The sequence below is a fragment of the Ditibartonella apihabitans genome (assembly GCF_002007485.1).
Lineage (GTDB): Bacteria > Pseudomonadota > Alphaproteobacteria > Rhizobiales > Rhizobiaceae > Bartonella > Bartonella apihabitans.
In genome coordinates, this window is record NZ_CP015820.1 from 520,463 (window position 1) to 532,687 (window position 12,225).

Consider the following 12,225-nt stretch of genomic DNA (forward strand, 5'->3'; position numbering starts at 1 on the left):
GCTTTATAAAAAGCTTGGAATTTCAAAAAATGCGAAGCGAGCATTTTAGAAAACACTGTGAAGGGGAAATTTCCCCCTTCACACAAATGGTTTTCCGGACCGGAATTGAAGCCGGTCCGACGTCATTTTATTGTTCTTTCTTTGCACGCGTAATCAATTGATCAAGCAGTGAAATTGCTTTGTCAATTTCTTCTGTTGTGATGAGAAGCGACGGTGCAAGTGTGATAACGTTTTTATAATAGCCACCGACATCAAGAACCAGTCCGGTTTTTTTGCCCTGCCAGTCAAGATCGCCCGAAAGGCCGATGTCGACCATGCGGTCAAGAAGCGCTTTGTTCGGTGTGAAGCCATCTTCGGTGCAAATTTCGGCACGCAAGGCCAAGCCCAAACCGTCAACATCACCAATTTCCGGATGGCGTTTCTGAAGATCTTGCAATCCTTCCAGAAAATGTTTGCCCTTTTCCATAACCATGGTTTCATAATCGGTTTCACCAAGCATATGGAAAACTTCAACACCGAGCGCGGTTCCGAGCGGATTCGAAGCGAATGTTGAATGGGTTGACCCCGGAGGGAATATTTTCGGATTGATCAATTCTTCACGTGCCCAAAGGCCGCCCAAAGGATTAAGACCATTGGTAAGCGATTTGGCGAAAACAAGAATATCAGGGGTTACGCCGAAATGTTCAATCGACCATAATTTGCCTGTGCGATAAAATCCCATCTGGATTTCGTCGACCACAAGAAGAATGCCATGCTCGTCCAGAACTTTCTTGATGCCTTTAAAGAAGTTTCTCGGCGGAATAACATAACCGCCAGTCCCCTGAAGAGGTTCGATATAGAAGGCAGCATATTCGGTTTCGTTTGCTCTCGGATCCCATACGCCATTATATTCTGTTTCAAACAGGCGGGCGAATTCGTTGACGCAATGTTCGCCATATTCTTCAACCGTCATTCCTTTAGGACGACGGAACGGATAAGGGAAAGGCAAGAACATGGCGCGTTCGCCAAAATGCCCGTAGCGACGGCGATAGCGATAGCTTGATGTAATGGAAGAAGCGCCCAATGTGCGGCCGTGATAGCCACCTTCAAAGGCAAACATCAGGCTCTTTCCGGCCTTGGCATTACGCACGACTTTTAAAGAATCTTCAATACATTGCGAGCCGCCGACATTGAAATGGATACGCCCGTCAAGACCGAATTTCTTCTTCATATCTTCGGCGATGATTTTGGCCAATTCAATTTTTGTCGGATGCAAATATTGGCTGGCAACCTGTGGTAAAGTGTCGATCTGCTTTTTCAGAACATTATCAAGGCGGGGATTTGCATAGCCAAAGTTACAGGCGGAATACCACATTTGCAGATCAAGGTAAGGGACACCTTCGAGATCATACATATAGGAGCCTTCACAGCCGGCAAATACTTTTGGCGGGTTTACGTAGTGGACAGTATCACCGAAAGAGCAATATTTTGCTTCATCGGCAAGTAGCCGAGACTCGAAAGCCTTGGCATCAGAATTTGTCATTTTTTCTGGTTTTGCCATATTTGCACTCCAAACTAAAGATAGTCTGAATTTTAGAGCGCGAAAAAGTTAGGGCTGTTGTGTTTGTGTTTTGCTTTAGTAACAAAACTTATCTTTGCCCGAAAAGCTCATAAAAATGCGGTTACAAAGCCCTCGCCAGCATTCGAAATTCTAACTTGAAAGCTAAATAGTTCACTTTTTTAAGGCCGCGGAAGCTTTTTGTAACCTTCAGTTACAACAGGCGGATTTTTCAAAGTTAAGGGTAAATTTTTACCGGACAATAAAAATAAAGCCGTTTTCAATCAATGAAATTTATGGCGAGATAATTTCTACAAATCCGGGTTTAAACAGGTGCAGCGATAAAATGAAATATCAATAATCCGGTTCCTGGAAGTGGACTAAACTTTAAGAGTAAGAAACGGATAAGAGAGACCGGAAATTTTTCTCAAAAAATATTTTTAAGTTGGCAGAAGATACCTCTTTCATATAATTGACACTCGTTATTTAATATTTTTCATAATCAAAAAGCCGATAAAGTTCTACCGGAGAAGAAAATGAAAACAGCGCTTGTTTTACGACATCTCGCATTTGAAAATGCCGGTTTGATCGGGAATGTTCTTGGCAAACGTGGATATGAACTGAAAAACCTTGATGCAACGCGCGATGACATTTCGGCTTTTCCGGTCAATAAAGCAGATATCGTCATTATTCTGGGCGGACCTATCGGCGTTTATGATGGAGAACATTATCCCTTTATCAATCAGGAATTAAAGCTCATCGAAAAATCTTTGAAAATCAAAAAACCGATGATCGGAGTCTGTTTAGGCGCACAATTGATTGCAAGTGCTCTCGGCGCGAAAGTACAACCGATGGGTAAAAAAGAAATCGGCTTTTCAAGCCTGCAATTAACCGATGAGGGGCAGAAAAGTCCGCTTTCATTGATCGGCACAACACCGGTTCTTCATTGGCACGGTGACCAGTTCGAAATTCCGGAAGGGGCGAAGCGTTTGGCAGAAACCGGTATTTGTCCCAATCAGGCGTTTTCTTATGAAAATATTTTGGCGTTACAATTTCATCTTGAAGCGGATCTTGATTATTTTGAACATTGGTTGGTAGGACATGCCTCAGAGCTTTCGCAAGCCGGAATTGATCCGGTTGATCTACGCAATGACGCAAAAAAATACCAAGGGGATTTGAGAACAAAAGCTGAAAAAATTTTCAATCTCTGGTGTGAAGAAGTTTTGAAAAATCTCTGATTTTTGCAAACTTCCTTCGGTCAACAAGGCAATTTCTTCAACACGGAAATTTAGGTTTGAAGCTCCGCCCAAAACGAGTGCTTCGCTTCATATATCGGCAATTTCATTGCTGAAGACTTTATGTTGTAAAATTTACACAAATTTCGCTGTGGTTTTTACGTAAAGCAAGAAGCGCTCTTTTTAAAACCGGTTGCGAGATGTTATCCCCCCGACATCAAGTAAATTCGTTCGATTTTATTTATAATGATATTCAAGGAAATAACTGTTCAGGTTTTTATCAATCAGAAAGCAACCGTTGAGTTATTTTGCCTGCTGTTATTCAGACAAAATAACTCAATGAGGCGTTCTCTCCGGTTCTGTCAGCCCGAAGGCCAATTATTTCGCTAAAATATTTAGGCCTTTATCGGGAAACACAATTACATATTCGGGTAAACAGGACCTTCGCCACCTTGTGGACATGTCCATGTGATATTCTGGTTCGGGTCCTTGATGTCGCATGTCTTGCAATGGATGCAGTTTTGCGCGTTAATGACATAGGTTTCCCTGCCATCCTTTTCTATCCATTCGTAAACGCCCGCCGGACAATAGCGTGTCGAGGGACCGGCATAGATATTCAATTCCGATTTTTCCTGAACATCAAGCGAGGTTACTTTCAAATGGCAAGGCTCATTCTCTTCATGATTGGTATTGGAAAGAAAAACACTCGAGAGGCGGTCAAAACTGACAATGCCATCAGGTTTCGGATAGTCGATCGGTTTGTGTTTTTCTGCCGGTTCAAGAGAAAGATAATCCGGTAGACCATGCGACATTGTGCCGAAAAACGAAAAGTGGAAGAGCGCCTGACACCACATGTCAAAGCCGCCCAGTTGAACACCTCTTTTCGTGCCATATTTCGATAATAACGGCTTTACGTTGCGGACCGGATAAAGATCTTTTCCGATTGCACTGTCGCGCCAGCCATTTTCAATTTCGTTGATTTCATCATGACTACGACCGGATTTTATGGCGCTCGCAATTGCGTTGGCAGCGTAAACGCCGGATAAAACCGCATTATGCGACCCCTTTATGCGGGGAACATTCATGAAACCGGCAGAGCAGCCAATCAAAGCACCACCCGGAAAAGTCAATTTCGGGACGGATTGCCAGCCGCCTTCAGTCAAAGCACGGGCTCCATAGGCAATGCGTTTTCCACCTTCAAATATCGGGCGAATTGCCGGATGTGTTTTGAAACGCTGGAATTCTTCAAACGGAGAAAGGTAAGGGTTTTTATAATTGAGGTGAACAACGAAACCGACCGCAATCTGGTTGTTTTTCATGTGATAGAGAAAAGAACCGCCACCCGTTTCGTCATCAAGAGGCCAGCCCAATGTATGCTGGACAAGGCCGGCGTGATGTTTTGACGGGTCGATTTCCCATAATTCTTTCAGGCCTATACCATATTTCTGGGGTGAGCGCCCTTTATCAAGATCGAATTTGTTGATGAGCGTTTTCGCAAGTGACCCACGTGCTCCTTCACCAATCAGAACATATTTGCCAAGAAGCTCCATGCCCCGCATATAATTGGGGCCTTGACCACCGTCTTTTTCAACCCCCATATCGCCTGTTGCAATGCCTGTAACAGCACCGTCTTCGTTATAAAGAACTTCCGTGGCAGCAAAACCGGGGTAGATTTCCACGCCAAGCGCTTCGGCTTTTGTGGCAAGCCACCGGCAAACATTTCCCAAAGAGACGATGTATTTTCCATGATTGGAGAGAATCTTCGGCATAATCCGGTTGGAAAGCTGCTTGGCTTTGGTCTCGTCCAACACGAAAATATGGTCTTCTTTTACCTCTGTTGTGAAAGGATGGTTTTGTTCGTTGCGCCAATCCGGCAACAGCGTGTCAATGCCGATTGGATCGACAACAGCACCGGACAGAATGTGGGCACCGACTTCGACACCTTTTTCTACAATAACAACCGAAAGATCAGGGTTGATCTGTTTCAGTCTTATAGCAGCCGAAAGGCCTGCCGGACCGGCGCCGACAATAACAACGTCAAATTCCATGCTTTCGCGCGGAGGTAATTCATTCATTTCAAAGCGCCTTTTCAAGCTCCGGAATAATGTCGAAAAGATCACCAACCAATGCATAGTCGGCAATATGCATCATCGGTGCGTCTTCATCCTTGTTGATTGCAACGATGACGCGTGAATCTTTCATGCCTGCAAGGTGCTGGATGGCACCGGAAATCGCAACAGCGATATAAAGCTCCGGTGCGACAACTTTTCCGGTCTGTCCGACCTGCCAATCATTGGGGGCATAACCGGCGTCGACGGCTGCACGGCTTGCACCCACAGCAGCACCGAGTTTGTCGGCAAGCGGAAGCAGAATGGACATGAAATTTTCTTCCGAGCCGAGGCCACGGCCACCCGAAACAATTATTTTTGCCGAAGTGAGTTCCGGCCGGTCACTCTTCTTCACCTCTTCACTGACATAGCGTGACAGGGACGGGTCTGCTGCCGGCGTGATTTTTTCAATCGGTGCTGTACCATTTCCTGCCTTTGCCTTGAATGAAGCGGTACGAACCGTAATAACCTTTTTCCCATCCGTTGATTGGACGGTTTCGATAGCATTGCCAGCATAAATCGGACGTTTGAATGTGTCGGGCGAAACAACTTCGATAATGTCGGAAATTTGCATGACATCAAGAGATGCTGCCACCCGTGGCATAATATTTTTACCGTTGGTCGTGGCAGCAGCCATGATGACATCATAATCTTTGCTTTCAGCAACAATTGTTGCAGCGACCGGTTCGGCCAATTGTTGTTCGAGATAGTCGGCTTCTGCCAGAAGAACTTTATGGACATTGTCGAGTTTTGCAGCTTGTTCAGCAACCGTTTGTGCATTTTTCCCGCAAACGAGGATATCAATGTCCCCCCCGATAGCATGGGCTGCGGTTAAAGCTTTTGCTGTCTGTTCTGACAAGGCAACATTATTATGTTCAGCCAATAAAAGAATGGTCATGAATAAATCCTTCCCTTGATGCTCAGAGGACGCCAGCGTCTTGTTTCAATTTTTCGACAAGTTCGGCAACATTTTTGACTTTTACACCGGCCTTGCGGGTTTGCGGTTCTTCCACTTTCAGGATTTTTAATCTCTGTTTGTTGGTCACACCAAGTTCAGCCAGAGTTTTCTGTTCGATCGGCTTTTTACGTGCCCGCATAATGTTAGGAAGAGAAGCGTAACGTGGTTCGTTAAGACGAAGATCGGCGGTCATTACAGCAGGAAGTTTGACGGCTACGGTTTGCAAGCCGCCGTCGACTTCACGTGTTACAACGGCTTCGCCATCTTTCAATTCGATTTTCGAAGCGAAAGTTGCTTGTCCCCAGCCTAGCAATGCTGCAAGCATTTGTCCTGTCTGGTTGGAATCATCGTCAATTGCCTGTTTGCCGAGGAAAACCATATCCGGTTTCTCATTTTCGACGACCGCTTTCAATATTTTAGCAACCGTGAGCGGTTCGACTTCTTCATCAGTCTGGACAAGAATGGCCCGATCCGCCCCAACCGCCAAAGCTGTCCTCAATGTATCCTGAGCAGCTTGCGGACCAACGCTCACGGCAACAACTTCACTTGCGTGACCGGCTTCTTTTTCGCGAACAGCTTGTTCAAGTGCTATTTCGTCAAACGGATTCATCGACATTTTGACATTAGCAAGCTCGACGCCTGTCCCGTCGCTTTTTACGAGCGGTTTGACGTTGTAATCTATGACGCGTTTTACAGCTACCAATATTTTCATAGGCCTATCCCTTTGCTAGAACCGCTAATCGTTACCATTCCCTTATGTTATGTTATTCGGTCGACAATCAAATGTATAGAATTAACACCGGCTTAATCCAACCAATTTTTGTTGGACTTGACAACCCCGGATAAAGTTTGATGTTCAAGTGTTGAGCTTGCCATAATTGTTGATATTTTCAAGATGCTTATCATCAAAACGGATTTTAATAATTTGATGGGAGTAAACGGGCTTGGCCGTTATCAACGGAAAAGATAAAAATTTTTTTATCAATATGTTCAAAGTGAAAAAGATTTGACGGCGAACCTATGTGTTTGCCTAACCGCCTTACACGTCCCGTCAAACCATTCGGCACTGCCGCCTTTCCTGATAAAGAGAGGTTGTCGGCGGTGCCGGTTTTTCTATCCGGTTTCGATAGTGATTACCAAGCATAAGCTTCGGGCGCTTCGCCTTTCGGGCCGGGCCAAATTTTGTCGAGTTTATCCAGTGTTTCTGCCGACAAAGAAATATCTAAAGCGCTCAAATTTGCTTCCAATTGGGCTTTTGTTCTGGGCCCGATGATAGGAGCGCTCACAGCGGGATTATGAAGACACCATGCAAGCGCCACATCTGCCGGTTTTTCGTTCAATTCTTTGCATAAAGCTTCATAGGCAACGAGTTGGTCGTGGTGTTCGGCAACAACATTTTCAAGATCGGCACGACGGCCACTTTCGAATTTGTCAAGCGCACCGGCGAGCAATCCGCCATCAAGCGGGCTCCATAAAATTAATCCCAAACCGTGATAGCGGCAGGCGGGAATAACTTCGGTTTCAATGGCGCGATTTCTGAGATTATAAATGTCCTGTTCACTGACAAGGCCAAGCATATGCCGTGCAATGGCTTTGCCTTGCGCTGTCGCAATGTGCCAACCGGCAAAATTCGACGAACCGACATAGGATATTTTCCCTTGCGTGATGAGAACCTCCATTGCTTCCCATATCTCGTCCCAAGGCGTTCCACGGTCGATATGGTGCATTTGATAAAGGTCGATATGATCGGTTTTAAGCCGTTTCAGACTTGCTTCACAAGCACGCCTTATATGGTAGGCGGAAAGGTGTCTATCGTTTACGCCATAATCCATCGGTTGATAGAGCTTGGTGGCAAGGACAATTTGGTCACGTTTGCCGCTGTTTTTGATCCAGTTGCCGATAAATTCTTCCGAAATTCCGCTACCTTTCGGAATTTTCGGATATTGACGCGTTCCATAAATATCGGCTGTGTCAAACAGATTGATGCCATTGTCAACGGCAGCATCCATAATATTGAATGCTTCTTTTTCGTCCGTTAGATAGCCGAAATTCATCGCCCCCAATGCCAAACGGCTGACTTTAAGACCGGTACGACCAAGATGAGTATATTTCATTTATTTTTCTCTTTAAGGACAGATTGCGTGAAAATTGAGTGTGATTGATTGGATGGGCTAACTTCCGTAAAGTTCCTGACGAAACCGGTCCTCACACTTTCACGTGGTTTTCTGCACGCTTGTTCTTGCTTCTATTAACTTCACGGAAAAATCGATTGGCAAAGCGCGCCTTGTCATTTGACAAAATTTGCCGATCAGATCGGACGCTTGAACGAGTTTTTGAATCGAAAAGTGTTATGCGACATTCAAGCTTCGCCAATGAAATTCCACGGGCTGTTCTTGAAGAGACTAACATAATTCATTGCGCTGTTTAGACGGGAAAAGCCGCATGTTATTATGAATGCTATTCATATATCGGATATAAGTCGGGTAACCGAAGGCCATGCGGAAAGTTGATAATTTCGAGATAACAAATCCAAAATTCTTTCTAGCAATAGGTAAGAAAGCGAAGAAAATTGTAAGGCTTGAATATCAAATCAAACTTGGTCATCACCATAAAACCGGTATGAAATTAAAAATGTGACCGACAGAGAGCGGAAGATCGGCAATCTTCAGAGAACCGATCTCTTGAAAGATGCTATTTTGGAGAAGAATTTTAGTGTTCAAGCGTGAATTCGACGCTGCTTGATTGTGCAATGCCGTTTTCATTCCCCACCCAAAGGTCGGCTTTGCCGGTGCTTGTTTTTTGACCGGCCGTTATAAATTTATCCGGACAAAAAATTGGCCTTTGGCTGCGGAAGGAAAAGCTTGATAGTCTCGTATCCGGATTGGCATTTTTGAAAGCCTGAAGTGCTAAAGTTGCCAGTAATTGGCCTTGTACCAGCAAGCCGGGATAGCCTTCTTTATCAGTAACATAGGGATAATCATAATGGATGCGGTGGGCATTGAAAGTCACTGCCGAATAACGGAATAAAGTGACACTATTGGCTTCATGTGTTTCTGACCATTGGCCGTGAGGACAAGGTGTCGATTTTTTATTCACAAATTTTGTCGGTTCCCGATAAACGATATCCTGCTCTTCTAGAACTGCGGTTTCACCGTTTTGAATATGGTTATGTTCGACAGTTACAAAGAGAAGTTTTCCGCTTCTGCCTTGCTTTTCGGTAATCTTACGGATAGTCGATATACGTTTTGCAGGCTCTCCGATAATAAGAGGGTGGAAAAATTTCAGCCTTCCGCCAGCCCACATCCGGTTGAGATTTTCTGCAGGAGGCAAAAATTCTCCGCGTGAGGGATGCCCGTCTTCACCTAATGAATGAAAGGAAAGCGTTGGCTGAAAATACATCCAGTGCCATAAATGTGGCAGAGGACCTGTTCTCTCGGGAAGCTTTGTGCCAAGTGTGGCGGCCATGCGGCCCACCAGCACATAATCGATCACATCCTCGATCGTTTCTGTTTTTCCTACCCAATCGATAAAATTTGCCACTTTGTCTCCTCCGCCAGTTTTTCGAGATTTTTATTAAAAAATCAATTCAACAGCAAGCCGGATAATAAATCATATCCGGCTTTCAAATGTTAATGGTTTTCAAGTGCTCTTTTGACAAAACGATCATCGAAAGTTTGCGACAAATCAATTTTATTTCCGTCGATTGTTTTGTCATAGGAAAGAAGCTTCAAAGTTGCTTCCTGACTTCCTCTCGAAATCATGCCGTCATGCGAATAGGAAGGAAGCGAATTTTTGACGGCTTCCAGATAAACTTCGCGATTATTACCGATATATTCTGGCGGAACAGCATTGGCGACATCATCCGGTGTTGCTGTTTGTAACCATTTCAAGGCTTTTACGAAAGCGTTGGTGATATGTTGGACAGTGTTCGGATAGTTGTCGATAAAGTCCTTTTTTGTATAAAGGACACCGGAAGACATTGTGCGTGTGCCGAATATTTTTTCCATGTCCGCTTCGGTTCTTGTGTCGACAAGGATGAAAACCGAATTGTCGTGCATCAAGGTCGAGATCACAGGGTCAAGATTGACAATGGCATCAATTTCGCCGCGTTTCATTGCTGCTATCGCTGTTGCACCGGCTCCGGTGCCGATCACTGAAACTTCGTCGGGTTTGACGCCATCTTTATCCAGCAGATAATTGAGAAAATTGTTTGTTGAAGAACCAGGTGCTGTAACGCCGATTTTCATTCCTTTAAGATCGCCGACCTTTTTTACCTTGTCTTTCAGATCGGCGCGGACTGCAAGCACAATTGCCGGATAACGGTCAAGTTCCAGCACGGCACGGACATCTTGACCTTTGGAATGCATACGAATGACCTGATCGTAAGCGCCGGTCGTCACATCGGCCGACCCTCCCAGAAGTGCCTGAAGCGATTGTGAACCGCCTTTCAAATCCACCACTTTGACATCCAGTCCTTCCTCTTTGAAAAAGCCTTTTTGCGAGGCAATGGCCAAGGGCAAATAATAGAAAAGTGGTGCACCGCCCACGCTTAAAGTGATGTCTTTCTTTTCCGGTTCGTCATTGGCAAAAGCATTTCCCGTGAGTGTGACGGACAAAACGGCGAGCATTAGACCCAATCGAAAGATGAATTTTCTGAAATGGGAACTGGATTTCATAAGCTTTCTCCTCAAGATTGCTTTTTTCTCAAGATTGTTTGTCACGCGGGTCTGCCCGCCAGATCAGAAGCCGTTTTTCGATCATACTGACGAGAATATCAATCAGAATAACAAAAATGGTGAGAATTAACATACCTGAAAAAACGCCGGTGACATCAAAAACACCTTCTGCTTGCGAAATAAGATAACCAAGACCGGCAGATGCGCCAAGATATTCGCCGACAACTGCCCCCACCATAGCAAAGCCGACAGATGTATGAAGCGAAGAGAACACCCATGTCATGGCAGAAGGGAGATAAACGTGGCGCAATAATTGCCGCTCGTTCATGCCGATCATACGGGCATTTGCGAGAATAGTCGGATTGACTTCTCTTACCCCTTGGTAAACGTTGAAAAACACAACGAAAAACACAAGTGTAAAGCCGAGTGCAACCTTGGACCATATGCCAAGCCCGAACCACAGCGCGAAAATCGGTGCCAGAACGACGCGCGGCAAAGCATTTGCCGCTTTGATATAAGGGTCGAAAACCGCAGCCAGCATTTTCTTTTGTGCAAACCAGAAGCCCAACAGAATGCCGCCACCTGCACCGATCGCGAAAGCCAAAATTGTTTCAAGCAGCGTAATCCATAAATGATACCAGACTTTACCGCTCTGGAAATCAAGGCCAATGCGTTTGAAAATATCAATCGGTGTTGAAAAGAAGAATGGCGGCAGAACGGGTTTTCCGTTAAAAAGCGGAACAGTTGTTCCTATTTCCCACAGAAAGAAGAAGATAATAGCAACCGAAAGCTGTAACAGAAAAATCTTCAGACGCTTCATGATTTATCTCCTTGTTCATAGGCTTTGAGCACCTCTTCTTTAAGATCGTTCCATAATGTCCGGTGGATCTCGGCAAATTCGGTTGTGAGCCGGATTTCCTGTAAATTGCGCGGGCGCGGCAAATTGATGAGATAATCACCTTTGACATGTGAGGCAGGTCCCGCCGAAATAATAATAACGCGATCGGCAAGGGTAATTGCTTCTTCCAGATCATGTGTAACAAACATAACGGCCTTGCGGTCTCTAGACCAAAGTTTCAAAAGGAGATCGCCCATCAGAACCCGTGTTTGTGCGTCGAGCGGTCCGAACGGCTCATCCATCAAAATAAGCTTGGGATTAAGGATTAAAACCTGTGCAAGTCCGATACGCTTTCTTTGTCCGCCCGATAATTGGTGCGGATAGCGGTTGCCGAATGCTTGGAGTCCGACACGGGCAAGCCATTCTCTGGATTGGTTTAATGCATCCTGTCTTTTGACACCGCGGATTTCCAGACCAATTGCAATATTGTCTATGGCCGTTTTCCACGGCATTAATGAATCAGACTGGAAAAGATAACCGGCTTCGTGATTGATGCCTGAAAGAGGATGACCGAATATCTCGCATGTGCCATGTGCAGCTGGCAAGAGTCCTGCTGCAACATTGAGCAAAGTCGATTTTCCGCATCCGGTCGGGCCGACAATTGCTAAAAACTGTCCTGACGGTACTTCAAGATCAGCCTTTTTTACAGCCGTGAAATTGTTGAAAACCACGCTTACATCATCGAGTTTGACGGCTGGTGGAAGAGTTATTGCGCCGGATTGATATTGTTCTGTTCCTTCAGGCATTCTTTTATTCCATAATTTCATTGTGATGCAGCAAATCGCATTTCAATTGGTTTTTCGTTTGCCACAT

Annotated in this window: 11 protein-coding genes; 2 read left to right on the top strand and 9 right to left on the bottom strand. The window is 45.1% G+C overall.

Annotation, left to right across the window (positions count from 1 at the left end):
- Nucleotides 1-127 precede the first annotated feature (127 nt).
- Nucleotides 128-1,540 carry an aspartate aminotransferase family protein gene (locus tag BBC0178_RS02315; RefSeq protein ID WP_078039078.1) on the bottom strand — a complete coding sequence of 471 codons (1,413 nt, stop codon included), beginning with the start codon at nucleotides 1,538-1,540 and terminating at the stop codon, nucleotides 128-130.
- A 533-nt stretch (nucleotides 1,541-2,073) separates the two neighbouring features.
- On the opposite strand from BBC0178_RS02315, the gene BBC0178_RS02320 reads away from it, so the two are divergent.
- A complete protein-coding gene (locus BBC0178_RS02320) occupies nucleotides 2,074-2,775 on the top strand; it encodes a glutamine amidotransferase (protein ID WP_078039079.1) in 702 nt (233 codons plus the stop codon).
- A gap of 416 nt (nucleotides 2,776-3,191) precedes the next feature.
- On the opposite strand, the gene BBC0178_RS02325 is transcribed toward BBC0178_RS02320, so the two are convergent.
- From BBC0178_RS02325 to BBC0178_RS02335, 3 genes are read right to left on the bottom strand one after another with little or no spacing between them, the layout of a single operon-like run.
- Complete coding sequence (locus BBC0178_RS02325; RefSeq protein ID WP_078039080.1) at nucleotides 3,192-4,847, bottom strand: electron transfer flavoprotein-ubiquinone oxidoreductase; 1,656 nt, start codon at nucleotides 4,845-4,847, stop codon at nucleotides 3,192-3,194.
- 1 nt (nucleotide 4,848) lies between these two features.
- Nucleotides 4,849-5,778, bottom strand: coding sequence for an electron transfer flavoprotein subunit alpha/FixB family protein (locus BBC0178_RS02330; RefSeq protein WP_078039081.1), 930 nt, complete (start codon nucleotides 5,776-5,778; stop codon nucleotides 4,849-4,851).
- 22 nt (nucleotides 5,779-5,800) lie between these two features.
- Nucleotides 5,801-6,550, bottom strand: a complete 750-nt coding sequence (locus BBC0178_RS02335; RefSeq protein ID WP_077970412.1) for an electron transfer flavoprotein subunit beta/FixA family protein — start codon at nucleotides 6,548-6,550, stop codon at nucleotides 5,801-5,803.
- Between the two features lie 308 nt (nucleotides 6,551-6,858).
- Here BBC0178_RS02335 and BBC0178_RS12190 point away from each other — a divergent pair, with 308 nt between their 5' ends.
- Nucleotides 6,859-6,984 (top strand): hypothetical protein, encoded by a 126-nt coding sequence (locus BBC0178_RS12190; RefSeq protein WP_257787875.1) that lies wholly within the window; start codon nucleotides 6,859-6,861, stop codon nucleotides 6,982-6,984.
- On the opposite strand, the gene BBC0178_RS02340 is transcribed toward BBC0178_RS12190, so the two are convergent.
- From BBC0178_RS02340 to BBC0178_RS02365, 5 genes are all read right to left on the bottom strand, one after another.
- The gene (locus BBC0178_RS02340) at nucleotides 6,972-7,952 is read right to left on the bottom strand and encodes an aldo/keto reductase (protein WP_078039082.1); all 981 of its coding nucleotides are present in this window, start codon (nucleotides 7,950-7,952) and stop codon (nucleotides 6,972-6,974) included. The genes BBC0178_RS12190 and BBC0178_RS02340 overlap by 13 nt on opposite strands.
- A 595-nt stretch (nucleotides 7,953-8,547) precedes the next feature.
- Nucleotides 8,548-9,378: an HTD2 family dehydratase gene (locus BBC0178_RS02350; RefSeq protein WP_078039084.1), complete on the bottom strand. Its 831-nt coding sequence runs from the start codon at nucleotides 9,376-9,378 to the stop codon at nucleotides 8,548-8,550.
- A gap of 89 nt (nucleotides 9,379-9,467) precedes the next feature.
- On the bottom strand, nucleotides 9,468-10,514 hold the full coding sequence (locus BBC0178_RS02355; RefSeq protein ID WP_078040311.1) for an ABC transporter substrate-binding protein: 1,047 nt from the start codon (nucleotides 10,512-10,514) through the stop codon (nucleotides 9,468-9,470).
- Between the two features lie 28 nt (nucleotides 10,515-10,542).
- Nucleotides 10,543-11,334, bottom strand: coding sequence for an ABC transporter permease (locus BBC0178_RS02360; protein ID WP_077970422.1), 792 nt, complete (start codon nucleotides 11,332-11,334; stop codon nucleotides 10,543-10,545).
- Complete coding sequence (locus tag BBC0178_RS02365) at nucleotides 11,331-12,158, bottom strand: ABC transporter ATP-binding protein (protein ID WP_149867402.1); 828 nt, start codon at nucleotides 12,156-12,158, stop codon at nucleotides 11,331-11,333. Before BBC0178_RS02365 ends, BBC0178_RS02360 begins: the two co-directional genes overlap by 4 nt.
- Nucleotides 12,159-12,225 lie beyond the last annotated feature (67 nt).

Bases quoted from the DNA above. Each gene is read 5' to 3' on its own strand.
- BBC0178_RS02315 (WP_078039078.1), bottom strand. From the start codon at position 1,540: ATGGCAAAACCAGAAAAAATGACAAATTCTGATGCCAAGGCTTTCGAG.
- BBC0178_RS02320 (WP_078039079.1), top strand. From the start codon at position 2,074: ATGAAAACAGCGCTTGTTTTACGACATCTCGCATTTGAAAATGCCGGT.
- BBC0178_RS02325 (WP_078039080.1), bottom strand. From the start codon at position 4,847: ATGAATGAATTACCTCCGCGCGAAAGCATGGAATTTGACGTTGTTATT.
- BBC0178_RS02330 (WP_078039081.1), bottom strand. From the start codon at position 5,778: ATGACCATTCTTTTATTGGCTGAACATAATAATGTTGCCTTGTCAGAA.
- BBC0178_RS02335 (WP_077970412.1), bottom strand. From the start codon at position 6,550: ATGAAAATATTGGTAGCTGTAAAACGCGTCATAGATTACAACGTCAAA.
- BBC0178_RS12190 (WP_257787875.1), top strand. From the start codon at position 6,859: ATGTGTTTGCCTAACCGCCTTACACGTCCCGTCAAACCATTCGGCACT.
- BBC0178_RS02340 (WP_078039082.1), bottom strand. From the start codon at position 7,952: ATGAAATATACTCATCTTGGTCGTACCGGTCTTAAAGTCAGCCGTTTG.
- BBC0178_RS02355 (WP_078040311.1), bottom strand. From the start codon at position 10,514: ATGAAATCCAGTTCCCATTTCAGAAAATTCATCTTTCGATTGGGTCTA.
- BBC0178_RS02360 (WP_077970422.1), bottom strand. From the start codon at position 11,334: ATGAAGCGTCTGAAGATTTTTCTGTTACAGCTTTCGGTTGCTATTATC.
- BBC0178_RS02365 (WP_149867402.1), bottom strand. From the start codon at position 12,158: ATGCCTGAAGGAACAGAACAATATCAATCCGGCGCAATAACTCTTCCA.